Here is a 22,852-nt window from a genome sequence, read left to right on the forward strand (position 1 = left end):
ATTTATCTTACCTTTCTAATGGCACTCACAATGAGTGTCGGATTTTGGGGTTTAAAGAAATGGCCATGGCCTAAGGCGTGCCATTTCGCAATTCGCGTTTCAACCATTTCCAGTTCATCCACGTCGGCTGATCGGAGGTGTTCAAACGCTTCATACGCATTCTCTTGCAAAATAAAGTTAAGCACTAACGCACCGCCATCTACCAAATGGGCCACTGCAAAATCAATAATAGCCGTTAAATTAGCACCGCTGCCGCCAACGAAAATAGCATCATACTGCTGCTCTGGAATATCGGCTGGCGCTTCTCCTTGAAGCAGCTGAATATTCTTGGTCTTAAAGTGCACCATATTGTCGTGCATGATGGCAATGGCGTCATCGTTTTTCTCAATGGCCGTTACCTGCAGTTCTGGAAATTCAAGCGCTGCTTGTAAACTTACACTGCCAGTACCCGAGCCAATGTCCAAGAAACTGGTTTTACCGTGCAGCTGGAGCTTATCCAAACTAATACTTCGTACTTCTGATTTGGTCATTGGAACCTTCGTTCGTAAAAAGTCTTCATCACGCATTTGTTATGATCACCACGTTCATATTGTATTTTTTATTCTCAACTTGTTCGGGTCGTAACTGACTGATCCGTTCTTCCGGATAACTCAGCTGTTCACCAATGTAGATGGTTCGGTGCTGATGTCGATTCAATACCTCCTGTGCAATCTGGTAAGGGCCGATTTTTTTATCGGTCACCATACCGACCGTTTGGTGTGCCAGCAAAAAGTCAAAGTCTGGAATCCGACCGTGGCTGCTGGTAAAGTACGCATCATTCATCGCGAGTCCCACCTGATGAAACATGTATTGAATGGAACTGATACCTGGAACAACCTTCACATGGTCACTACCAAATTGCCGCAGTGTCCAGCTGCCGATGCCGTAAAGTAATGGGTCACCTGATGCTAGCAACACCACGTTTTGGTCGTATTGTTCCACCAGCAATTTTTTGAGGATTTCTAGTTTGGGTAATTCCAGCTGTTTCTCACTTGGAATATCAAAACCCGCCAGCTGTCGCCTCGACCCAATCACGAGATCCGCCTGTGCTACCACTTTGTCGGTCCCGCGCAGCATCAAATCTGGGCTGCCTGGACCAATCCCTAGGACCGTAATCATTGCCAATCCGCCTCAATTTCTTTAAGTGGCTTAGTAGCAGCTAGGAACCCGGTATCCCGTGAAAAAATGACCGCGTCAATTTCAACTTTAGGTTCTCTATGCGCCAGCAGCTTCTCAGCACGACCCTTAATCTTATCGACAATCGTCTGGTAGACGTCCTGATACCCAGCTTCGTTAATCAATTTGATCATCGAAATCGTTGTTAAGCAGCCGTAAACCTTCTTCATCAGATCCAGCGGCGCACCCATTAAGGCAAGGTTGGCAACCATGATTTCTGCCCTGGCGTCAGCGTCCTTGCTGTGGGTCGAAAAGATACCACCAGCGACCTTGATCATCTTGCCAAGATCACCCACCATGAGCACCTTCGTAAAGCCTAACCGCTGAACTTCTTTGAGTACGTAGCCGACAAAGTTGCTCATCTGCACTTGTTTGGTAACTGGAATATGCATTTCATCCTTTAAGAAATCTTCACCATAATTTCCAGGTGTTAGGATCAGTTCCGTGTCACCGCGCTTACGGTGAATATTCATTTCAATCGAAATGGAATGCTTCCAAGATTCCTCAGACATCGGTGTGACAATGCCGCTGGTACCCAAAATGGAAATACCGCCGACGATCCCTAATTTAGGGTTGTAGGTCAATTTAGCGACCCTTTCGCCCTCCGGTGCCGAAATAACGATGTCGGCACCCCGGCCGGGACCAAGCACATCTCGAACCCCTTCTTGAATCAGTTTATAAGGCGTTGGATTAATCGCTGGCATCCCCGGCTTATTAGCAAGCCCTTCCTGCGTCACGCGACCAATGCCTTTGCCACCGTCGAGTGTGATAGTGTGATCAGACCGCAACGTCACCGTTGAATAAATCAACATGCCATCAGTTGCATCCTGGTCATCGCCGCCATCCTTTTGAATGGCAACGCTTGCCTGGTTGCGATCAAACGTGCAGTCCTGAACGTTAAATTGAACGGGTGTCCCGTTAGCGGCATTAACTTTCACAACCACTGGCGCTTTCTGGTCAAGAATCGCTCGGGCAGCAGCGACAGATGCCGCGGTTGCTGTTGTTCCCGTGGTGTAGCCTTTTCGTAATTTACGGCCGTTATAGTAAACATAATTATCTTCTGGTTCTGACATTGATGTCACCTACTTCACGAGTTTTAAATTGTATAACACTGCGTTGACCATAGCAGCGGCTAAATTACTGCCGCCTTTTCTGCCAAGGGCCACAATGGCTGGAATATCACTTTCGTAGAGGGCCTGTTTGCTTTCCGCCGCTTCCACAAACCCAACCGGCACACCGATAACGGCGTCTGGATTCAACTTCCCGGCCTTCGTCATCTCCAGAATCTTATACAGTGCAGTTGGGGCGTTTCCAACGACGAACACCTTCTCCGTTGGGACTTCAGCCGCCACTTCTATGGCCGCCATGGAACGGGTAATGCCACGTTCCTTTGCCCGGGCAAACACTTCAGGTTCACTGATGTAACAGTGGTAATGACAGCCAATCGCATCTAATTTACGTTTATTCATCCCGGCAAGGGCCATCGTCGTGTCGGTAAAGATCGTGCCGCCACTTTGCATCACGTGCGCGATCTTAGCGATAGCGTCGTGCGTGAACTTCAAGTTCTTGAGGTAGTCAAAATCTGCAGTGGTATGTATCGCTCGCTTGATTGTGGCCTCCTCAATGGCTGAATTAAACGTGTAATTGGGATCAATTTGATCAATTTCGTCTTGAATCATTTCAAAACTTTTATCCGTAATTTGATTTGGAATCGTAATGTAATCACTCATGCAATAAATCCTCCAATGATTAAAAATGCGAAGCGGCAGACACAGACCAGCAGCAAGCCGATAAACGCCACTAGATAAACGAGTTTAAGCGTGTTTCGAATGGCGCTAAAGTCGGCTGCTACGGCATCCTCGTTACCAATAAACGGTTTATCCACGATTTCGCCAAAGTAGTAATGCGGCCCGCCTAAACGCAAATTTAGTGCGCCGGCTACCACGGATTCAGAAAAACCGCTGTTTGGACTGCGATGATGTTCCCGGTCACGCCGACCAACGATCAATGCATTGTGTACATCAAACCGCAACAGCACCGTGGCTAGCATCAGCAGACACCACGTTATCCGAGCGGGAATATAATTGAATAAATCATCTAACTTGGCAGAAACAAAACCAATGTCACCATACTGTTCATTTTTATAGCCAACCATCGAATCAAGCGTGTTGACTGCCTTGTAAGCCAGTCCCAACGCCGGACCGCCGATAGCTAAATAAATCAACGGGGCAATCACCCCGTCGCTGGTATTTTCGGCATCCGTTTCAATGGTCGCCTTACAAACATCTTCAGCGGAAAGCTGATCAGTATCACGACCAACGATCATCCCCACCTGATAGCGAGCCTTGTCTAAGTTGCCCTGTTTTAAGCTGCGCATGATCTTGCGACTCTCAATCGACAACCCCTTGATAGAAAGGCACGTGTAACACAGATAGGTGCCGAGGATAAACTGAAACCAGGGAACTGGCCGCGTTAGCCGCATGAGTCCAAAGGTGACAACCCAAGTACCACCAACGATGATCAGCCACATCAAGCCGCCAAGCAGCCGGCGCGTTATCGGTGCAAACGCTGGTTTGTTCCACCACTTAGTCAGTCCCGCAATTGCGTGGCCAATTAGCTTAACCGGGTGCGGCCAGGTCGGCGGATCGCCCAAAATCAGGTCGAGAACGAAGCCAATTGCAATCATACTAATGACTAGCATGGACACGCGCTCCTAACCGATCTAGTAAACCGTTGAAAACGGTCTTACTTTGATAGAAATGAACGTGCAGGTAGCTCGCAAATGTTTGCCGAACCTGATAACCGCCCGGCCACTCATCTACAACTGCACCGTCCCGGACCTTTCTCATGCGAAGCACCGGCTCAAGGCCTGTGTTCGCTGTAAACACTGAGTGGTGAAATTCATGGCCAACGAGTTTAGTACCCGCTGCACCAATGAGTGTATCCACAACTGGTGAAGCTTCACAGTAGCCAAACCGCTTCAATCGCGGTGTCATTTCACTCTCGCCATTCAGCAGCCCCAGCATGTTAAACGTACCGTTGCTGGTCGTTAGCTGATTACCTAAATACATCAAGCCGCCGCATTCAGCATAGATGGGACGATTAGCTTGCGAAAAAGCGCGGATAGCTTGTTTCATTGCGGTATTAGCCGACAGCTCTGCCGCGAATTCTTCGGGATAACCGCCGCCCAGATACAGAGCGTCGATGCCCTCTGGTAATGCTTTGTCTGCAATCGGGCTAAATGACTTGAGCGTCACGCCCGCTTCTTTCAAAGCTTCCAAGTTATCCTGATAGTAGAAACTAAAGGCGTCGTCCTGGGCGATGCCCAACGTTAAATCAACTTGCTGGGTCACAATTGGTGATGGTAAATGCGCATCCACACTTGTGCCGGATAACGCTAACAGTTGTTTTAAATCAATGTGAGCCTTCGTCAGCTTGCCTAATTCAGCGATTTTTGAATCTACTGCTGGTAATTCGTTGTCGGGAACCAACCCCAGCTGCCGTGATGGCAGTGATAACGATTTTTTAAACGGTAGATAGCCTAGTACTGGAATATTGACGTACCGCATAATGGCACCCTTAATGAGGTCAAAGTGATTTTGACTCATCACGTTATTAACCACAATGCCAACGATTGGAACGGCGGGATCAAATTCGATAAACCCTTTCACGATGGCCGCAATCGACGTTGAGGCTGACCGGCCGTTGACGACTAGCACAACGGGAATGTTTAACGTCTTTGCGATGCTTGCTGAGGAATGGGCATCCTTATCCGTGCCCAGCCCGTCGTAGAGCCCCATGACTCCTTCGACCAATCCCAGATCCACATCACTGGTATCGCGTTCAAAGAGGTACTTCAGCGAATGCTCATCCGGTACCAAGAAACTGTCAATATTGCGCGATTGGCGTCCCGTGATTCGCGAGTGAAATTTAGTATCGACGTAATCTGGACCCACCTTATAAGGCTGGATCCGCAACGTGTCACTCAAGGCTGATAAAATGCCCAGCGTCACACTGGTTTTGCCGGATCCACTCGTTGCTCCGGCAATCATTAACTTTTTCATCCAACCAACCCCCTTTATTTTTTCTATGCCAACGACCGTAAAGCAGCAATCAACCGTTCATTTTCAGCGTGACTGCGTACCGCTACCCGGTAATAATCCGGACTCAGCGCTACGTAATCAGAACAGTCACGAATCATAATGCCGCGTTGCCAAAGCCGTTCGCGTAATTGCGGAATCTCACTCTTTAATAAGTAGTAATTAGTGACCGACGGAAAAACGGTTAGGTAATTCACAGTCTGCAGTGCCTGATACAGGTATGGCTTTTCAGTTCTTAACCAATCGTAGGTCCGTTTAATGTAATCAGTATCCTCATACATGTGTTCACCGAATCGGGCAGCCATAGTGTTCACCGACCAGGGTTCCTGTGTATTGATCAATTGTTTTTTTAACTGCTCATTTCGCGTCAATGCAAACCCCAGCCGCAAACCCGGAATCGCAAAGAACTTAGTCGCGGACCGTAAAATAATCACGGGATCCGTTGGTTTCATCAACGACACATAACTGAGCGCGTCATGATCAATGAGGTCCATAAAGGCCTCATCAAGAATCAGCCAAACGTCGTGTTTCGTGCAATAGTCTGCTAACTGCTGAACATCCGTTGGTTTAACAACCTGACCACTTGGATTATTGGGGTTGCACAGACAGATAAGATCAATGTCTGGATGTGCCTTTAGGTATGTTAACAGCTTTTGAACAGGTACTTGAAAATTGTTTTCTGGCGTTAATTCAAAGTGTGAGACCGTGGTACCAGCGTGCGTCAGTGAGCGTTCATACTCGCCAAACGTCGGTGCCAGTACCAGCGCGTGTTTCGAATGAAGGGCAGTCGCGGTATCAAAGATCATTTGCACTGCGCCATTTCCAACGAAAACATCTTCAGATGATAACTTGAAGTGGCTGCCAATTGCCTCGCGTAGTTCTGGATACTGCGGGTTTGGATAGTAGATCACCTCGTCCACCGCATCCGTAATAACTTGCTTAAGCCGTGGTGACAGTCCTAGTGGATTGATATTGGCACTAAAATCCACTAGCTTGTCTGCTGAAATTCCAATCCGCTGTGCAATTAATTCGCGGTTACCGCCGTGTGTTACTTTCATGCTAATTACTCCCTAAGAAGCTGGCGTGCTTCATATTCTTTGGTAAAAAGGCATAGATAATTTCTGCAATGACAATGTTAACGATGGTTGCTATCGTCAATGGAACGAACAGCGCGAAAATAGCACCCTTTAACAACGGGTACAGTAACGGGACTTCTAGCGGCGTATTAATGACGTATCCCACGACGTCTGAAATCAAAATAATACCAAACTTATCCTTACCAAATCGCTGGCGGATCCAACCGAAAACAAACATGCAGACCCCCATCATGAACCCAATGATAAGGTGAATAGGTAGGGTTAATGGAAACCCAGCTATGGCTGCTGAAGTCAAGTGACCAAAGACACCTAAAAACGCCCCGAACCACGGCCCTAATAAAATAGCACCAAGAAATGCGGGCATAGAATCAAACGCAATCGAACCCAAGATCTTAATGTTTGCCCCAACGACACAAAGGGCCAGTAACATTGCTGTTAATACAATTCTTTTTAATCTGGCTGAATCACCCATAATGAATGAAGAACCTCTCTTTCTGAAAAAGATTATAATGATGGCGCTTACATAACACTGTATTCAGTGTTCAATTAAAAATATAAAAGGTTCCTTTCCCCATTTCAACGACTTGTGATTTAACTAACAATTTATTTACGGTAATCTGACTATTTCTTTAAAATAATACTGATTTATTGATTAATGATAAAATATTGCATGATATTTTTACGCCCCTTCAAAATTAAAACAGCGACATCATAGGTTTTATGTTACAGTTTGTTTTTAAAACTCATTTTTCGAGCGTGATTTTATGACAAATTATCGTCATAACCAGATTATTTTTACGCTATATTGAATTTAATACTATTATTTTGTTAGAATTTTATTTTTTTGACTTCACATTACTTTAAACACCTCCCTGTTAATGATTAGGGGGTTTAACGAAAGGATCAGCGCTTTGAGCACTGCTATACAATATTTACATGTAATCATGTTAACGATAAAATGAATCAGGTAGCGAACAAACATACGGTGTTCCTAGAAGTTCGTTACTTCAGTGACGCGTGGTTTATGTATCATGGAAAAAGTAATTTCATCCTATTATTTCAGGAGGCTCATTATGAAAATCTACACGAAAAAAGGCGACAAAGGGCAAACCCGGATCATTGGTAAAAAAATCGTCGACAAAGACGATGCTCGGGTCGAATCCTACGGTACTGTCGATGAGTTAAATTCTTGGGTCGGTTACACGATCTCGGTGCTCACACCAAAGACCGCCGTTTTAAAAGAAGAATTAGAAGAAATTCAACAGTTGTTGTTTGATGCCGGTACTGATCTGGCCACCTTAAATGACGATCCTAAACGGTCCTTCATTTTTAACGTCGATGCCATAAAGTGGCTCGAAGGTAAAATTGATACCTATACTGAAGCCGTACCACCCGTTCAGAAATTTATCCTGCCAGGGGGCAGCCAACCAGCCTCAGCCTTACACGTAGCCCGGACAATCACCCGGCGCGCTGAACGTAACATTGTGACCCTTCAAGGTGAAGATGATATCAATAAAGACGTATTGGTCTTCATTAACCGCCTGTCTGACTACTTCTTTGCAGCAGCCCGTTACGCAAACATGCTCGATGATAACAAGGATGTTTTATATCTGAACAGCAAACCCGTATTCCGGTAAACCATCTTTTTCGTAAAAAGACAGCTTATTATAAAAGCCCTTGATGTTAAGAGATATTCATCTCTCAATATCAAGGGCTTTTATTACGAAAATCGGGTACAAGCAAGATACCACCCAACCACCAATAGCAAAATAACGTAACCGCCGAATCAAGCGCATACTAAATTTCAGTATGGCTAATAGTATTATTTTGCCTTCATATCAATAAAATCATCATAATTTTCGAGTAAATATTTGTTATAAAACAATATAAAACAACATTAACCGCTTTAAAAAACTATCAAAACGCTAATTCGATTGAATTCTCGTCTTGGTAGTTTTTTGGGAAATCTGATAACTTAACGATACTGAACTAAGTCCGCATAGTCTTTATTCGTTTCAAAAAATGACTTTGCGTAATTGCAGTCAGGAATAATTTTAAGCTGATAAGCCTTTGCCATGGCAATGACTTTAAGCACCAGTTGTTTTGCGATTCCCTTGCCCTGTAATTCAGGCTGAACAGTGGTACTAGTAATAGTCAATGCTCCAGGTGTGTCAAAATTAAATTTAATTTCAGCCACGATATCACCAGCGTCATTTTTATGGTAGTAGTGCCCATCACCAAGCGTTAACGATAGCGGATCGGTACTATTCTCCAAGAAATCACTAACGCTCGTTGATAATGACGTCACATAAAGCAACTGGGTAAATGCATCGATGGCGGACTGCAAGAACCCCACTGTTCTTTCGTCTTTAATCATGTCATGCTCATCAAATATCGTATTCACATGAGCAAGATAGACCTCTGGCTGCTGAACTGGCGTAATGTTCAGCGTGGTAAATGTCTGCCGCAGGTGATGGTTCGCCCCATATCCACCGGCATTTCCAGGGGAATCGGACACCACTAAAGCAACCTGACCGTTAAAGTGGTTCTTCGGCCGAGAGCCAATATCCATGGCATTTTTTAAAGCTCCTGGAATTGAACGATTGTATTCTGGTGTAACGATCAATAGGCCATCCAGCGTATCCAACTGGCTTCTGAAATGATTCCATTCTGGCACACCATTGGGATCGAGATCATCGTTAAATAACGGGAGTACGCCTGTATCTAAAAACTCTGCTTCAACATTACTTGGTAGTAGTGATACTAAAACTTTTGCAATTTTTTTGGAATATGATTCCTTCCGTAAACTACCAACAAATACACCTATTTTTTTCAAGACAACCACCTCAAAAATATCTTTATGTTGACAATGCGTGTCTAATCAATTAATTGTAAGCACTTACATTATATGACGACGTGCGTCAAAAAGCTCGCTTTTGATCAAGAGTGGATATAAAAACATTATCTTTTCAAAATAATCTTATTTGTGGTCCGCAGCGTTCGAATTGCGCTTTACACAATAGTTCTTAATAGTGTTGGTTGTACGACCATAAGTAAGATTGCCCGCTAGTAGCATCAACGGTCACTTTGGTAACACTTGTATTATCAGGTTCTGGCAGGGCCATGAGTTTATCTGGCTGCAAAACAGCCATGGCCGCGGCCTTGATAGTAAAACCATGAGTCACCACAATAATGGCTTGATCAGGATATTTACCTGCAAATTCAGTCATAAATGACTGAGTCCGATCAGCTATCGTTTGAAAAGAATCGCCATGCGCAAGGCTGACATACGTTGGCAGCACATCATGAAGACGATGGTCGAACACATCGGGATACTGTTTCTCCAAGTCCCGGTTTTTTTGGCCATCCCAGTCGCCGTAGGAAATCTCCAATAATCGGTCGTCATAGCTGATTGGTAACTGCGCGTTTTCGTTCAAAATGGCGGCTGTCTGTCTCGTTCGGTTTAGCGGACTAACCATCATCCGATCGGCGAAGCTAATATCAAAATGATCGCGTAACTTAGCTGCCTGAGCTAAACCCCTTTCGTTTAAATGGGTAATTTCCGTATCCAGGGTTCCCTGTTTTAACCCCTGAACATTTGCCGTCGTTTGACCGTGACGAATGAAATAAAAATCTGTCATAGTGTGCCCCCGTTCTTCTTATTCTGCCATTATTATGACATACTATGTTAGACACGTCTGCTAAAACTTATTAACAACAGTAAATCCTTCTGTTACATCTCATTTAACGCAGTGGCAGCCGATAATTATGAAACGACACGTCATTAAAGCTCAATTACGTCGGTTTCTTCCGCAATACCTGATAAACATTTAGCTGTTTTGCTAAGGGACCAGCAAAATAATGATATTAAAGTACCCGTCACGCGCCTGCGTTTTCTGCTTCTATCCTTGCTATACCACGATTTTTCAAATCTTGACGTCTATCAACTGAACAAGATAAACACTTGAATATGTGCAATGTATCACTTAGAATGAGAGGATAAGTATTTAATGAAAGCGGATACAGAGGTCCTATAATGCTTGCACTGATTATTACAGGGGTAGTATCATTTATCAGCTCAGACCTAGATGACATTGTGGTTCTAACACTCCTTTTTACACAGGAAGAAAAGTATAAAAAATATCAAATTATTTTGGGCCAGTTGTTGGGCATTGACTGCCTGGTCGTTTTCAGTCTGCTGATTGATTATGGCCTCAGTTTCTTAATCAACGGGTTACTGCAGTGGTTGGGTCTTTTACCGATTTTCTTGGGGATTAAGTATTGGTTTGACTACTATTTCCGTAGTAAAACAGACAACAGCAGCTTACCGAAATCAATTCAGTATAATCGATTCGCCATTATTAAAATTCTCAGTATCTGCCTGCTGACCATTTCAAACGGTGCCGATAATATCGGTATCTACGTTCCGTTATTTTCTCAATATAACCAGACTGAAACAGGCCTAACTATCGGTGTTTATATGATAATGACTTTAATCTGGTGTTTTATTGGTTATAAACTGGCTAATTTACCAGTATTAAAGAAAAAAATTGAGGAATACCGGAAATGGGTTATTCCGCTTATTTTCATTATGTTAGGGATTTACATCCTCATTAAAAATAACGCGTTTTAAACACCTATCATCTCAAATATTTAATTATGGAGGCCTTTTAACATGAAAAGGGCAATGTTTATCGGCCCAGTTGGCTGCGGCAAAACAACGTTGATTCAACGGCTAAACGAAAAGAAAATTGAATACAACAAAACCCAGACCATTGAGTATTACAATAATATCATTGACACTCCGGGCGAGTACTTGGAACATCGTTATATGTACTCAAACCTGATGACTTCAGCCATTGGTGCCGATATCATCGTTTTACTGCAGAGCGCTACCGATCCACGGGTAATTTTACCCACTGGCTTTAGTTCCATGTTCAGCAGTCCGACAATCGGTATCGTAACTAAAACTGATATAGCGACTGATAAGGATGTCGCCATCGTTAAGGATCGTTTAAACGATGCGGGCGCTGACCCGATCATCTCCATATCAGCGTTCACGGATACCAACATCGATAAGGTCTCCGCGTTACTTAAGTAGTAGAATCATATGTAACTAGAAAGAACTATAAACAATACAATAATAAGAGGTAACCTATTTATGAACGCACACGTCGTATACGCAACTATTACTGGCAATAACGAAGACATCGCAGACATTATTGCAGACCAACTCAAAAAACACGGTATTGAAGTCGATGAAACCGAAATTTCACAAACGGACGCTAAAGAACTGCTGGACGCAGATATCTGTGTTGTTTGTCCATATACCTACGATGAAGGCGCCCTTCCTGAAGAAGGCATGGACTTCTATGAAGACCTAAAGGAATTGGATCTCACTGGCAAAATTTACGGGGTTGCAGGCTCCGGTGATGTTTTCTACGGTGATGACTTTAATAAAGCAGTTGATGCCTATGGTGAGGCATTCAAGACTGCCCACGCTACCCAGGGTGCCACTAACGTTAAAATCGACCTGGAACCGGTTGAAGAAGACGTTGAGACACTGGCTAAATTTACGGATGCGCTGGTTAAAGCTGCTGGAAAATAGTTGGGAAACAGACACTTTAAGTGTTTTGGTTGTAGCCGTATCAGATGGCATCGCCTAATAACATGCTAAAACTCAGCTTCTGGTCACTTAACGTGAATAAGGCCCATTCCGACAAGATCTGCCGAAATGGGCCTTATTCACGTTGAATTCTGGAATCCACCAAGTCTTGCACACACTCTCAAAGCCACTATTGACGTTCATCCACAATTTCCACGTTCTGATCAATAACTTCGCTGTCATCCGCCAAAATTAATGTCTGGTATTTTGGTTGTAGCTTTAAGGTCATTTGATCACTTAGGAAACGGCCAGAATAACTTTTGATATACATCGGCTGCAGATTAGTCTCGATCTCTTCGTCATAATCCTTAAACGGCTGACTGTCATTGATCAAAACTAGCTGAAAGGAAACTTGCAGGGCAACTAATCCATGGTGAGAATAGGGACCGACGCCATCATCATAGCTCAACAATAGTCGCGTATCATCTTTTAAACGGGGCTTAATCTTCTCAATTGCTTCTGGTGACAATGTTAAATGACGTGTCATGTTCATCGCTTCTTTCAGATAATTTTGGGTTCATTATGAAAGTTATCCGCCTAAATTACAATTAATCTGTTTCAGTTCCGCGTCACGCTAAAAATCATTGTTTTAATTCAGCTTGTGAATCTATGTTAAAATACCTTTAACTATTAAGTACTGGAGGTCACCACTGTGAGCACAAATCAGTTAACCTGCCACGAAACGTTAACCACTACTAGTCACCGCGTATTTAGTTCCGATTTAAATGACCACGACACCGTGTTTGGCGGTCGAATCTTATCCTTAGTTGATGATGCCAGCTCAATTGCGGCCTCTAAGGCAGTACGTCAGGTCCAAGTCACTGCCACAATGGATCACATGAATTTTATCGCACCATTTGTCATGCAGGATGCTATGCTGATCGAATCTTACGTAACTGGTACCAGTCACCGCTCGCTGGAAGTCTTCGTTAAGGGATTGGGTGAACATTTACTAACTGGCAAGCGTTTTGTGGGCTTCACCTGTTTTGTCACCTTCGTCACGGTGGCTAATCCAGCTGACCCGCCGCTGCCAAAAATCATGCCTGAAACGGATGAAGAAAAATTCATTTGCAATGGCTATGCTGCTCGGTTAACCGAGCGTCAACAAGACCGTAAGTATCAAAAAGACCTACTGAACCATCTCAACCTGAAGTAAATTAAAAAGCTGAATCTTCGCAAATTAGCGAGGATTCAGCTTTTTTAGTCTAGTTATTAGTGAATTTTGGCAATTCTGCCACGTTCAATGTAAACACTTAAAATCGCAATATCGGCTGGGTTGACCCCACTGATCCGCGTTGCTTGTGCAATGGTTTCAGGCCGAATCTTATCTAATTTCTGGTGTGCTTCCGTTGCTAAACCGTCAATGGCATCAAAGTCGATATCATCCGGGATCTTCTTAGCTTCCATCTTCTTCATCTTAGCCACGTTTTCTTCGGCTTTCTTGATGTAGCCAGCATACTTGATGCGAATCTCGATTTCCTCAATGATCCGTCGATCCAGCGGCTTTTCAGGTGCTGGAATAAACTTCAGCAAGTCCTTATAAGTCACCCGTGGGCGACGCAGAAATTCCGCAGCTAAAACACCGTCTTTCAACGGTTTTTCATTATGTGATTCAACGTAGGCGTTAACTTCTGGAGAAGGCTTAACCCGCACGGTATTTAACCGCTCAATCTCGTCTTCAATGGTTTTCCGTTTTGCTAAAAAGGCATTGTAACGTTCGTCAGAGATCAGACCCAGTTCGTGACCCTTCGGTGTTAAACGCAGATCAGCGTTATCGTGCCGCAAGATCAACCGGTATTCTGCTCGGCTAGTCAGCAAACGGTAGGGCTCATTAGTTCCCTTAGTCACCAAATCATCGATCATGACACCAATGTAACCTTCTGAGCGCTTCATTACGTAAGGTTCTTTACCCAAGGCACGCAAGCCGGCGTTGATTCCTGCCATGATACCTTGGCCAGCCGCTTCTTCATAACCGGAAGTCCCGTTGGTCTGGCCAGCAGTATAGAGGTTTTTAATGATTTTAGTTTCAAGGGTTGGCCGCAATTGATACGGTGAAACCACGTCATATTCAATGGCATAACCCGGCCGCATTAATTCAGCTGCTTCCAGGCCTTTAATGGAGTGAAGAATCTTCTGCTGAACCTCTTCCGGCATTGAAGTGGATAGTCCTTGAACGTACCATTCATCCGTATTCCGGCCTTCTGGTTCCAGGAATAATTGGTGCCGGCTCTTGTCAGCAAACCGCACGATCTTATCCTCGATTGAAGGACAGTACCGTGGACCCACACCTTCAATGACACCGGTAAACATTGGTGCCCGGTCGAGATTAGCACGAATGATTTTGTGGGTCGTTTCATTGGTATAAGTTAACCAGCAGGATAACTGGTTTTTAAGCGCAAGATAGTTTTCGTCTGGCGTTTCATAACTGAAATGATTCGGTTCTTTATCCCCTGGCTGTTCCTGAGTTTCGCCGTAGTTAATAGTATTACCGTCAACTCGTGGCGGTGTCCCAGTTTTAAACCGTTTAAGCTCTAAACCGTATTTTTCAAGGTTCTTAGTGAGTTTCATTGCGGGCTGGGAATTGTTAGGACCTGATGAATACATCAGCTCTCCGATGATAATTTTGCCCCGTGCGGCCGTTCCAGCAGCAATCACCACTGCTTTAGCGCTATAGTGCGCCCCAGTATTAGTGATCACACCTTTGCAGACCCCGTCTTCAACGATCAAATCGTCAACGATTCCCTGACGCAAAGTTAAATTGGGTTCCTTTTCCAAGGTATGCTTCATCTCAGCGTGATATGCGTGCTTATCAGCTTGAGCCCGTAAAGCACGGACAGCTGGGCCCTTACCCGTATTGAGCATCCGCATCTGGACGTAAGTTTTATCAATATTCTTGGCCATTTCACCGCCCAGAGCATCGATTTCGCGCACAACGATTCCCTTAGCTGGCCCACCAATCGATGGATTACATGGCATAAAGGCCACCATATCCAAATTAATCGTCATTAATAACGTCTTGTTACCCATGCGCGCAGCTGCCAGCGCTGCTTCTACTCCGGCGTGGCCGGCACCAACGACAATGACATCATAGTCCTTGCCTTGATAGGCTTGAATCTTAGGCATGTTGTTTCCTCCTAAATAAATTCTCTCGTTTACTTACCGACACAGAACTGACTGAAAAGCTGATCCAGCAGTTCGTCTTGATAACTGTCACCAGTGATTTCACCCAACTTATTCCAGCAGCGGGTCATATCGATCTGAACTAAATCAACTGGCATCCCAGCTGCAATACCGCTCATAACGTCATCTAAAGCGGAACTAGCCTGTTTCAGCAGACCAATATGGCGGGCGTTGGTCACCATGACAGTACCGCGACCCGTTTCGATGCCTTCATCAAAGAACAAGTGGCTGATTTCGCCTTCCAGCTGATCAATTCCCTGATTCTTGGTCATGGAAGCTTGAATAATTTTGGTATCGCCGGCTAATTGCTTCAGTTCCGGCATTTCCAATTTCTGCGGTAAATCAGTTTTATTTAAAATGATGATCCGCTTTTCATTCGCGGTATCCTTCAGTAATTGACGGTCTTCAGCAGTCAGCGGTTCGCTGGCATCTAAGACCAGCACCACTAAGTCAGCTGCGGCAATGGCTTTCTTTGAACGTTCCACACCGATTTTTTCAACTTTATCATCCGTATGGTGAATGCCAGCTGTATCAACTAGTTTTAACGGGACACCACCGACATTCACATATTCTTCGATCACGTCTCGAGTGGTCCCGGCAACGTCCGTTACAATGGCCTTATCTTCATGAAGCAGTTCGTTCAGCAAACTGGACTTGCCCACGTTAGGCCGGCCGACGATTGCCGTTGCTAAACCATCTCGGAGTACTTTACCCTGCTTAGCCGTTTTCAGCAACTGCTGAATCGAAGCCTTCACTTCTTTGGCTTTTTCCAGCAGTAATTTTGTAGTCATGGTTTCCACGTCATCGTATTCTGGATAATCAATGTTAACCTCAACTTGTGCCAAGACTTCCAAAATATCTTGCCGCAGGTTTTTAATCAACCGGGATAAATTGCCATCCAGCTGGTTCAAAGCAACCTTCATCGACCGGTCCGTTTTGGCCCGGATCAAATCCATCACGGCTTCAGCTTGGCTCAAGTCAATTCGGCCATTGAGGAAGGCGCGCTTGGTAAATTCACCAGGTTCGGCTAACCGCGCACCCTGACTAATAACAAGCTGCAGGATTTCGTTAGTCGCAACCAAACCGCCATGACAGTTGATCTCAAGCACATCTTCACGCGTATAAGTCTTTGGCGCCCGCATTACGGAAACCATGACCTCATCCACTTCCGACTGTGTCTCAGGATCAATAATATGACCATAGTTGATTGTGTGACTTTTCACCTTATCCAACGCTTTACCTTTAAATAAAGGCATCACCGCTTCAAAAGCATGATCGCCGCTCACCCGAATAATTGAGATACCACCCTCACCAGGCGGTGTTGCAACGGCCGCAATCGTGTCAAATTCACTTGTCGTCGTCATATCTATCCCTCCATTAATTAATTGTTCATTTTTTCACGCACAAAAAAAGTGCCCACTCCATGCCCCTAACAGCATGGATAAAGCACTTTGACTACTTTATCTATTTAAGATAAGAATGATTAAGTATCATAATAGACTGGAATGGGAGGAGTGTCAAGGAAAAAAGGTGCGGAAACGAGCGCTTAGATAGCGGAGTGTAAGGTACTATCAGTATAGGTGCGCCGTACTTTGGCGTGCCTGTGCTGATAGTACCTTACATGCAGCTGTCTGCTCGTTGTAGCCCGATTAGGCTGGGTAAAATTAGAGCTCTTAACTACTCGGTTCTTTCAGCTACCCCGCTCCCCTTTCACCTAGCCCAAACTGGCTTCAAAAAGTAGGGAGTTGCACGTAAGGTGACTAGTGGTCTAAACCCAAGCCCACGGTTTACACCACTAGTCACCTTACGCTCCACTCCCTTAACGCTTTTTTACGCACCTATCTTAACGTAATCACCACCGCCCTCTTCGGCTCCGTTCCTGCCGAATAGGTCATGACGTGCTCGTTATCTGCTAGGACGCTATGAATCTGTTTACGTTCGAAAGATGGCATTGGATCCAGATAAACTGGTTTGCCCGTTGCGACCACTTCACGGGCCATATTTTCGGCTAAGCGGGTCAAGGTTTCTACCCGGCGCTCACGGTAGTTAGCAACGTCCAATGTCACTTCAAGTTTGGAGAACCGTTTATGATTTAAATAAACCTGTGCCAGGCTCTGCAGTGCGTTGATCGTTCGGCCATGCTTACCAATTAGCAGCCCCTCTTGTTCAGTTTCAAAATTCAAGTTGACGTGTCTGTGCTGGACGACAACCTGACTGGTGGCTTCAATGCCTAATCGTTTAATAATTTCACTTAAATACTGATTGAGTTCATTGGCTACCTGCTGATATTCAGCTTGTCGGTTAGCCGTTGGTTCATCAGTGGTTGCTACATCCTGTGTCGATCCACTGTCAGTTTCAGTTTCTGACTCTGATTTGTTATACGATGCTTTAGCTAACGGATCAGTCGTCTCCACTGCTTCTTCTGGCTTGCTGACAACAGCCGGCTTAACCTCTACCTTTGCCTTTCGGGCACCAATACCAAAAAAACCTTTGCGCGGTTTCGTTAATATGGTCACCTCCACTTGAGATTTATCGAGCTGAAGTTGTTGAAGTGCTTTTTGAACGGCCCCTTCAACGGTCTCGCTGGTGTATAACGTCATGACTGCTTCTCCCTTCAATAAACTGCTTAACTTATAGTATAGCATGCGAGGGGCTTGCATTTAGTAGCTTTTGCAAATGGTAATATTACAAATTTTTTGTGAAATTAATTTTAAATAACGATATCTAACTAGAAAGCACAAAAAATCTCAGAGCAGTCAGACTACCCTGAGATCCTTATTAGCTTTTAAAATGTGAGCTGTTAACTACTTACGACGACTTTGCTTAGCTCGTCGAACAGCCTTTCTGATTTGCCGTTCACGTTCTCGCTGTTCCCGGTTCTTTTCTTCACGTTCACGACGGATCTTCCAAGGATTTTGAATGACCAAGGTTTGACCCACTTGGAACGCGTTAGTAACAACCCAGTATAGCGAAAGTGCACTTGGCAAACTTAACGCGGTGATGAAGATAATCACAGGCGTGGTTACCGTCATCATAGTTGTCATGGAATTTGACTCCGGTTGACCTTTCATCATGAGCCATGAACTTAAGAAGGTAAAGATTGCAGCTAGGATCGGTAAAATTAAGTACGGATCCCGTGACCCCAGTTGTAACCATAAGAAATGACCGGATCGTAAAACGTCGGTCCGAAAAATAGCTTGGTACAAAGCCCAGATAATTGGCAGTTGAACAATCATTGGCAAACATCCAGCAACTGGGTTGACGCCCGCTTCGCTGTACAGTTTTTGCTGTTCTTCACGTAGCTTAGCCATCGTTTCCTGGTCACGAGATGAATACTTTTTTTGTAATGCCTTTAACTGGGGCTGAATCTCTTGCGTCTTCCGCATGCTTCGTGTTTGGAAAACCATCAAAGGTAAGATGATGATCCGCACGATGATTGTGAAGACGATGATCCCCATACCATACCCACCGAAAACGTGAGCTAACCAAATTATGGCCCGGGAGAAGTTTAAAAGGACAACACCATCCCAAAACCCTGTGCTATGTTCGGTAATTGGCTGGTTACCACACGCTGTCAATAAGACAGACAGACCAACGATTCCAAACATAGTTATAAATCGCTTTAATTTTTTCACTGGTCTTCCTCGCTATAATCATTATCAAGCAATTTTGCAAGCTTTAAAACGTGAACCAAGTGTGCCTTGATTTCCGGCATTGGCATCTCTGACGTTGATGGTCTGGCAATCACCAAAAAATCAACGTCCTGTTTCAAATAGGGTTTTAACTCCGTCAGCGATTGTCGAATCCGGCGTTTGACCCAATTTCGGTGAACTGCATTGCCAATCTTTTTACCTACTGAAATACCAACCCGAAAATGGGGCTGATCCTTTCGATCCATTCGGTAAACCACAAATTGACGATTAGCCACCGACTGCCGGGCTTCAAAGACCTCTTGAAATTCCGCTTCTTTTTTAACGCGGTAAGATTTTCGCATATTGCATCTCCAAAACGTCCGCTTACATTATTTTTACGTGGCATAAAAATAAAAGACCACTGATTGGTCAGTGGTCTATGCAGACAATACTTTTCTACCTTTTTGACGTCGACGTGCTAAAACCTTACGGCCGTTGCTCGTGCTCATCCGCTTACGGAAACCGTGCACGCGTGAACGATGACGCTTCTTAGGTTGATATGTGCGCTTCATAAAACTTACACCTCCTGATCCTCAGGCATGAAGCCATTATTTACATCTCTAAATGCATTTCTAAAATATAATAGCATATCTAGCGCCAACATCAAAGACTTAATTTAAAAAAGAGCGTCTTTTTTGCAACTAAAAAAATTTGTTTCATGATTTAGGGGTGTGGATAACCTGTCAATTTTAGAATTATTTTTACGCCTTTTTAACAGAGTTATCCACTAGTCCACAGCCTGTGGTTTCTCAGAATTTTACCCCTGTTAATTCTGGGGACGAACTTGTGAAACACCTGATATATCAGCATTTGTTTTACACAACTGCCTGTGGATGAAAATGTTTCACAGAGCTTTTTTAAAAGTTATGAACACCCTTGTGGAAAACTTTATACCTGCCTGTGAAACAATTATCCACAAGTTCAAAAGCCTGTGGAAAACTTTTTTCCAGCATGCTAAACTTAATTTATCAATTTAATACGGGGAGGAAGAAAAGTGCTTGATTTAGACACACTTTGGGGTGAAATCAAAGACGGTTTCCAACAGAAAATCGCCCCTACAGCATTTAAAACGTGGATCTCATCTGCAGAGCCCGTTAAGTTAACAAACAATCGTCTGACAATCAAGCTACCATCGGAGTTACATCGTGATTATTGGCAACGCAACCTAACTCAACCGTTAGTTGAACTGGCCTATGAATACGCCCAAGAGGATATTCAGCCAGTTTTTATTGTGGCTGATGATGACAACAACTCTCAGGTATCCACACTTGAACATCCCGCAACAGCATCAGCACCATTTAGCCAAAGCGCTAAATTGAATCCTAAGTACACCTTTGATACCTTTGTTATTGGTAAGGGAAATCAAATGGCTCATGCTGCTGCGTTGGTTGTTTCCGAGGAACCAGGCGTGATGTATAACCCACTATTCTTCTATGGTGGTGTGGGATTAGGTAAGACCCACTTGATGCATGCCATTGGTAACAAGATGCTAGCCGACGATCCGAATACAAAGGTGAAATACGTGACTAGTGAGGCGTTTACGAACGACTTCATTACCGCAATTCAGTCCAAAACGCAGGATCAGTTTCGTGAAGAGTACCGCAGTGTTGATTTACTATTAGTGGATGATATTCAATTTTTTGCTGATAAAGAAGGAACTCAAGAAGAGTTCTTCCATACTTTTAATGATCTCCATGACGATGGTAAACAAATCGTCTTGACTTCAGACCGTTTGCCAAACGAAATTCCCAAGCTGCAAGACCGCTTAGTATCACGCTTTGCTTGGGGTTTATCAGTTGACATTACCCCACCTGACCTGGAAACCCGAATCGCCATTTTGCGGAACAAGGCCGAAGCTGATAACATTGCCATTCCTGATGAAACTTTAAGCTACATTGCTAGCCGAATCGATTCCAACGTGCGTGAACTGGAAGGTGCTTTAGCACGGGTTCATGCCTATTCGAAGATGGTTCATCAACCGATCACCACTGAACTGGTTGCCAGCTCGCTGAAGAGTCTGAAACTCGACCGCCGTTCCAGCGAACTGACGATTCCGCTGATTCAAGAAAAAGTCGCTAAGTATTACCATGTTTCATTAACCGACTTAAAGGGTAAAAAGCGGATGAAAACTATTGTGATGCCGCGGCAAATTGCAATGTATCTGTCACGGGAGCTGACCGATAGTTCACTGCCAAAGATCGGTAATGAATTTGGCGGCAAAGATCACACAACCGTTATTCACGCCTACGATAAAATCGCGGATGCGCTTAAAACTGATAGTGACCTGCAAGCTGAGATTACTAATCTCAAAACCGAAATCGAAAGGTAGTCCGAGTAAAGTAAAAAAGTAATCGATTTGATTCAGTTTTCAAGTCGGCTACTTTTTTTACTCCTACGAATAGGCTATGATAGATAAGACTTCAAAGGACAAGATGTGGAAAACTCAAAAAGTTATGCACAAGTTATCCACATGTGCATAACTTACAGTTTCTGCGTGTTTCTTAAACTTATCCACAGTATCCACTGCCCTACTATTACTATTCTTTTATTTATATTATGGATTATAAGGAGTACCGATCATGAAATTTACAATTAATCGTGCAGCGTTCATCAAAGAACTCAATAATGTCCAACGGGCTATTTCTTCAAAAACGACTATTCCAATACTGACAGGTTTAAAATTATCTGCCGACGATACCGGCTTAACACTGACCGGTTCAGATGCCGATATTTCCATTGAAACTCTGATTCATTCAGATAATCCTGACAATCAGCTGGCTATTCAAAGTCCAGGTGCCATTGTGTTACCTGCCCGCTTTTTCAGTGACATTGTTAAGCGTTTGCCAGAAGACAACATGACGTTAGATGTGACTGAAGGCTTTCAAACTGAGATCACATCTGGTTCAGCGTCATTTACTATCAATGGGTTAGATGCCAACAACTATCCGCACTTACCAGAAATTGATGCTAGCGATGCCATTACGTTAACTGGCGATGTTTTCCGCGAACTTATCAATCAAACAGTTATTGCCGTATCTAACCAAGAAAGCCGACCAATTTTAACTGGGGTTCACTTTACCTTAGTTGATAATCAACTTTTAGCCGTTGCAACTGACAGTCACCGGTTAAGCCAACGCAAGATCGAGTTACCATCTGCAGCCTCCGCTACTTACGACGTGATCATTCCTGGTAAGAGTTTAACGGAACTGGCACGGATGATTGGCGATGATAATCCGGACGTTGAAATGCGGCTTTCAGAAAACCAAGTGCTGTTTACCATTGGCGACACGATGTTTTATTCGCGGCTGCTGGAAGGCAATTATCCAGATACATCGCGGTTGATTCCTAACGAATCAACAACCAGCGCTGAATTTGATGCTAAGGGTCTGCTTTCAGCCATTGAACGTGCGTCATTGCTGTCCCATGAATCACGGAACAACGTGGTTAAACTAACGCTTGATCCAGCCAATAACCAAGCTAAGATTTTTGGTAATTCACCTGACGTTGGTAACGTTGAAGAAGCATTGACGCCCAGTGAAATGACTGGTGATGAACTGGAAATTTCCTTCAACCCTGATTATATGAAGGACGCATTGCGTTCCTTTGGCGCTGCGGTGATCACAATTTCCTTTACGTCCCCATTGCGGCCATTTACGCTAGTGCCAACTGAAGATAAGGAAAACTTTATTCAGTTGATTACACCAGTGAGAACTTTTTAAGCAATTGAAAAAAAGCAAGCACCGTTTCAGGTAAAACTGAAACGGTGCTTTTTTCGTCTAACAAAACGTTAGTTAAAAGCTCACGTATTTCTCCGGTAAAGGTTGACTTATTTGCCTGTTATTTACAAGGGTAACTGGATAATGTTTCAATTTTGGGCCATTTTGACGTAAAACGTTATTTTTA

24 protein-coding genes and 1 pseudogene are annotated in these 22,852 nt (G+C 44.1%); 7 read left to right on the forward strand and 18 right to left on the reverse strand.

Annotation, left to right across the window (positions count from 1 at the left end):
• Nucleotides 1–2: 2 nt before the first annotated feature.
• From JUE95_RS08030 to JUE95_RS08065, 8 genes are read right to left on the reverse strand one after another with little or no spacing between them, the layout of a single operon-like run.
• On the reverse strand, nt 3–566 hold the full coding sequence (locus JUE95_RS08030; protein WP_203650553.1) for a decarboxylating cobalt-precorrin-6B (C(15))-methyltransferase: 564 nt from the start codon (nt 564–566) through the stop codon (nt 3–5).
• A complete protein-coding gene (locus JUE95_RS08035; protein WP_203650554.1) occupies nt 559–1,158 on the reverse strand; it encodes a cobalt-precorrin-7 (C(5))-methyltransferase in 600 nt (199 codons plus the stop codon). The genes JUE95_RS08030 and JUE95_RS08035 overlap by 8 nt, the downstream gene beginning before the upstream one ends.
• Nucleotides 1,155–2,288, reverse strand: a complete 1,134-nt coding sequence (gene cbiD, locus JUE95_RS08040) for a cobalt-precorrin-5B (C(1))-methyltransferase CbiD (RefSeq protein WP_203650555.1) — start codon at nt 2,286–2,288, stop codon at nt 1,155–1,157. Before cbiD ends, JUE95_RS08035 begins: the two co-directional genes overlap by 4 nt.
• Nucleotides 2,289–2,297: 9 nt before the next feature.
• Entirely contained in the window at nt 2,298–2,945 is a 648-nt protein-coding gene (locus JUE95_RS08045; protein ID WP_203650557.1) for a cobalt-precorrin-8 methylmutase, read from the reverse strand.
• A complete protein-coding gene (cbiB, locus tag JUE95_RS08050; RefSeq protein ID WP_203650559.1) occupies nt 2,942–3,916 on the reverse strand; it encodes an adenosylcobinamide-phosphate synthase CbiB in 975 nt (324 codons plus the stop codon). The genes JUE95_RS08045 and cbiB overlap by 4 nt, the downstream gene beginning before the upstream one ends.
• Nucleotides 3,903–5,279, reverse strand: a complete 1,377-nt coding sequence (locus JUE95_RS08055; protein WP_203650561.1) for a cobyrinic acid a,c-diamide synthase CobB — start codon at nt 5,277–5,279, stop codon at nt 3,903–3,905. The genes cbiB and JUE95_RS08055 overlap by 14 nt, the downstream gene beginning before the upstream one ends.
• 23 nt (nt 5,280–5,302) lie before the next feature.
• Nucleotides 5,303–6,373, reverse strand: a complete 1,071-nt coding sequence (cobD, locus tag JUE95_RS08060; protein WP_203650563.1) for a threonine-phosphate decarboxylase CobD — start codon at nt 6,371–6,373, stop codon at nt 5,303–5,305.
• Nucleotide 6,374: 1 nt separating this feature from the next.
• Entirely contained in the window at nt 6,375–6,884 is a 510-nt protein-coding gene (locus tag JUE95_RS08065) for an ECF transporter S component (protein WP_203650565.1), read from the reverse strand.
• 601 nt (nt 6,885–7,485) lie between these two features.
• On the opposite strand from JUE95_RS08065, the gene JUE95_RS08070 reads away from it, so the two are divergent.
• Nucleotides 7,486–8,049 (forward strand): cob(I)yrinic acid a,c-diamide adenosyltransferase, encoded by a 564-nt coding sequence (locus JUE95_RS08070; RefSeq protein WP_203650567.1) that lies wholly within the window; start codon nt 7,486–7,488, stop codon nt 8,047–8,049.
• A gap of 338 nt (nt 8,050–8,387) precedes the next feature.
• On the opposite strand, the gene JUE95_RS12930 is transcribed toward JUE95_RS08070, so the two are convergent.
• From JUE95_RS12930 to JUE95_RS08080, 3 genes and pseudogenes are all read right to left on the reverse strand, one after another.
• The gene (locus tag JUE95_RS12930) at nt 8,388–8,720 is read right to left on the reverse strand and encodes a GNAT family N-acetyltransferase (RefSeq protein ID WP_235995369.1); all 333 of its coding nucleotides are present in this window, start codon (nt 8,718–8,720) and stop codon (nt 8,388–8,390) included.
• A 15-nt stretch (nt 8,721–8,735) separates the two neighbouring features.
• Nucleotides 8,736–9,248 (reverse strand): annotated as a pseudogene (locus JUE95_RS12935) (NADPH-dependent FMN reductase); the annotation flags it as partial.
• Nucleotides 9,249–9,438: 190 nt separating this feature from the next.
• A complete protein-coding gene (locus JUE95_RS08080; protein ID WP_203650569.1) occupies nt 9,439–10,053 on the reverse strand; it encodes a histidine phosphatase family protein in 615 nt (204 codons plus the stop codon).
• A gap of 395 nt (nt 10,054–10,448) precedes the next feature.
• On the opposite strand from JUE95_RS08080, the gene JUE95_RS08085 reads away from it, so the two are divergent.
• From JUE95_RS08085 to JUE95_RS08095, 3 genes are read left to right on the forward strand one after another with little or no spacing between them, the layout of a single operon-like run.
• A complete protein-coding gene (locus tag JUE95_RS08085) occupies nt 10,449–11,045 on the forward strand; it encodes a cadmium resistance transporter (RefSeq protein ID WP_203650570.1) in 597 nt (198 codons plus the stop codon).
• Between the two features lie 42 nt (nt 11,046–11,087).
• Complete coding sequence (locus JUE95_RS08090) at nt 11,088–11,513, forward strand: EutP/PduV family microcompartment system protein (RefSeq protein WP_203650571.1); 426 nt, start codon at nt 11,088–11,090, stop codon at nt 11,511–11,513.
• A 60-nt stretch (nt 11,514–11,573) separates the two neighbouring features.
• A complete protein-coding gene (locus JUE95_RS08095; protein ID WP_203650572.1) occupies nt 11,574–12,020 on the forward strand; it encodes a flavodoxin in 447 nt (148 codons plus the stop codon).
• A 187-nt stretch (nt 12,021–12,207) separates the two neighbouring features.
• On the opposite strand, the gene JUE95_RS08100 is transcribed toward JUE95_RS08095, so the two are convergent.
• The gene (locus JUE95_RS08100; RefSeq protein ID WP_203650573.1) at nt 12,208–12,564 is read right to left on the reverse strand and encodes an iron-sulfur cluster biosynthesis family protein; all 357 of its coding nucleotides are present in this window, start codon (nt 12,562–12,564) and stop codon (nt 12,208–12,210) included.
• A 165-nt stretch (nt 12,565–12,729) separates the two neighbouring features.
• On the opposite strand from JUE95_RS08100, the gene JUE95_RS08105 reads away from it, so the two are divergent.
• Nucleotides 12,730–13,233: an acyl-CoA thioesterase gene (locus tag JUE95_RS08105; RefSeq protein WP_203650574.1), complete on the forward strand. Its 504-nt coding sequence runs from the start codon at nt 12,730–12,732 to the stop codon at nt 13,231–13,233.
• Between the two features lie 56 nt (nt 13,234–13,289).
• On the opposite strand, the gene mnmG is transcribed toward JUE95_RS08105, so the two are convergent.
• The 6 genes from mnmG to rpmH all read right to left on the reverse strand — a co-directional run bounded on the left by mnmG (nt 13,290) and on the right by rpmH (nt 19,461).
• Nucleotides 13,290–15,200 carry a tRNA uridine-5-carboxymethylaminomethyl(34) synthesis enzyme MnmG gene (gene mnmG, locus JUE95_RS08110; RefSeq protein WP_203650576.1) on the reverse strand — a complete coding sequence of 637 codons (1,911 nt, stop codon included), beginning with the start codon at nt 15,198–15,200 and terminating at the stop codon, nt 13,290–13,292.
• A 29-nt stretch (nt 15,201–15,229) separates the two neighbouring features.
• Nucleotides 15,230–16,621, reverse strand: coding sequence for a tRNA uridine-5-carboxymethylaminomethyl(34) synthesis GTPase MnmE (mnmE, locus tag JUE95_RS08115; protein WP_203650578.1), 1,392 nt, complete (start codon nt 16,619–16,621; stop codon nt 15,230–15,232).
• Between the two features lie 474 nt (nt 16,622–17,095).
• Complete coding sequence (jag, locus tag JUE95_RS08120; protein ID WP_203650580.1) at nt 17,096–17,857, reverse strand: RNA-binding cell elongation regulator Jag/EloR; 762 nt, start codon at nt 17,855–17,857, stop codon at nt 17,096–17,098.
• A 204-nt stretch (nt 17,858–18,061) separates the two neighbouring features.
• A complete protein-coding gene (gene yidC, locus JUE95_RS08125; RefSeq protein WP_203650683.1) occupies nt 18,062–18,865 on the reverse strand; it encodes a membrane protein insertase YidC in 804 nt (267 codons plus the stop codon).
• A gap of 23 nt (nt 18,866–18,888) precedes the next feature.
• The gene (rnpA, locus tag JUE95_RS08130) at nt 18,889–19,251 is read right to left on the reverse strand and encodes a ribonuclease P protein component (RefSeq protein WP_203650582.1); all 363 of its coding nucleotides are present in this window, start codon (nt 19,249–19,251) and stop codon (nt 18,889–18,891) included.
• Nucleotides 19,252–19,326: 75 nt separating this feature from the next.
• A complete protein-coding gene (rpmH, locus tag JUE95_RS08135) occupies nt 19,327–19,461 on the reverse strand; it encodes a 50S ribosomal protein L34 (protein WP_054702263.1) in 135 nt (44 codons plus the stop codon).
• Between the two features lie 482 nt (nt 19,462–19,943).
• Between rpmH and dnaA the strand changes: the two genes are divergently transcribed.
• The gene (gene dnaA, locus JUE95_RS08140) at nt 19,944–21,278 is read left to right on the forward strand and encodes a chromosomal replication initiator protein DnaA (protein WP_203650584.1); all 1,335 of its coding nucleotides are present in this window, start codon (nt 19,944–19,946) and stop codon (nt 21,276–21,278) included.
• 250 nt (nt 21,279–21,528) lie between these two features.
• Nucleotides 21,529–22,668, forward strand: a complete 1,140-nt coding sequence (gene dnaN, locus JUE95_RS08145; RefSeq protein WP_203650586.1) for a DNA polymerase III subunit beta — start codon at nt 21,529–21,531, stop codon at nt 22,666–22,668.
• The last annotated feature ends 184 nt before the right edge of the window (nt 22,669–22,852 follow it).

The organism is Secundilactobacillus yichangensis (assembly GCF_016861565.1).
Classification (GTDB): domain Bacteria; phylum Bacillota; class Bacilli; order Lactobacillales; family Lactobacillaceae; genus Secundilactobacillus; species Secundilactobacillus yichangensis.

Excerpts from the sequence above, each read along its gene's own strand:
- JUE95_RS08090 (WP_203650571.1), top strand. The coding sequence starts at position 11,088 with ATGAAAAGGGCAATGTTTATCGGCCCAGTTGGCTGCGGCAAAACAACG.
- cobD (WP_203650563.1), bottom strand. The coding sequence starts at position 6,373 with ATGAAAGTAACACACGGCGGTAACCGCGAATTAATTGCACAGCGGATT.
- JUE95_RS08100 (WP_203650573.1), bottom strand. The coding sequence starts at position 12,564 with ATGACACGTCATTTAACATTGTCACCAGAAGCAATTGAGAAGATTAAG.
- dnaN (WP_203650586.1), top strand. The coding sequence starts at position 21,529 with ATGAAATTTACAATTAATCGTGCAGCGTTCATCAAAGAACTCAATAAT.
- mnmE (WP_203650578.1), bottom strand. The coding sequence starts at position 16,621 with ATGACGACGACAAGTGAATTTGACACGATTGCGGCCGTTGCAACACCG.
- JUE95_RS08045 (WP_203650557.1), bottom strand. The coding sequence starts at position 2,945 with ATGAGTGATTACATTACGATTCCAAATCAAATTACGGATAAAAGTTTT.
- JUE95_RS08070 (WP_203650567.1), top strand. The coding sequence starts at position 7,486 with ATGAAAATCTACACGAAAAAAGGCGACAAAGGGCAAACCCGGATCATT.
- cbiD (WP_203650555.1), bottom strand. The coding sequence starts at position 2,288 with ATGTCAGAACCAGAAGATAATTATGTTTACTATAACGGCCGTAAATTA.
- JUE95_RS08030 (WP_203650553.1), bottom strand. The coding sequence starts at position 566 with ATGCGTGATGAAGACTTTTTACGAACGAAGGTTCCAATGACCAAATCA.
- jag (WP_203650580.1), bottom strand. The coding sequence starts at position 17,857 with ATGACGTTATACACCAGCGAGACCGTTGAAGGGGCCGTTCAAAAAGCA.
- rnpA (WP_203650582.1), bottom strand. The coding sequence starts at position 19,251 with ATGCGAAAATCTTACCGCGTTAAAAAAGAAGCGGAATTTCAAGAGGTC.
- JUE95_RS08065 (WP_203650565.1), bottom strand. The coding sequence starts at position 6,884 with ATGGGTGATTCAGCCAGATTAAAAAGAATTGTATTAACAGCAATGTTA.
- JUE95_RS08035 (WP_203650554.1), bottom strand. The coding sequence starts at position 1,158 with ATGATTACGGTCCTAGGGATTGGTCCAGGCAGCCCAGATTTGATGCTG.
- yidC (WP_203650683.1), bottom strand. The coding sequence starts at position 18,865 with ATGTTTGGAATCGTTGGTCTGTCTGTCTTATTGACAGCGTGTGGTAAC.
- mnmG (WP_203650576.1), bottom strand. The coding sequence starts at position 15,200 with ATGCCTAAGATTCAAGCCTATCAAGGCAAGGACTATGATGTCATTGTC.
- JUE95_RS08095 (WP_203650572.1), top strand. The coding sequence starts at position 11,574 with ATGAACGCACACGTCGTATACGCAACTATTACTGGCAATAACGAAGAC.
- JUE95_RS08085 (WP_203650570.1), top strand. The coding sequence starts at position 10,449 with ATGCTTGCACTGATTATTACAGGGGTAGTATCATTTATCAGCTCAGAC.
- cbiB (WP_203650559.1), bottom strand. The coding sequence starts at position 3,916 with ATGCTAGTCATTAGTATGATTGCAATTGGCTTCGTTCTCGACCTGATT.
- rpmH (WP_054702263.1), bottom strand. The coding sequence starts at position 19,461 with ATGAAGCGCACATATCAACCTAAGAAGCGTCATCGTTCACGCGTGCAC.
- JUE95_RS08080 (WP_203650569.1), bottom strand. The coding sequence starts at position 10,053 with ATGACAGATTTTTATTTCATTCGTCACGGTCAAACGACGGCAAATGTT.
- JUE95_RS08055 (WP_203650561.1), bottom strand. The coding sequence starts at position 5,279 with ATGAAAAAGTTAATGATTGCCGGAGCAACGAGTGGATCCGGCAAAACC.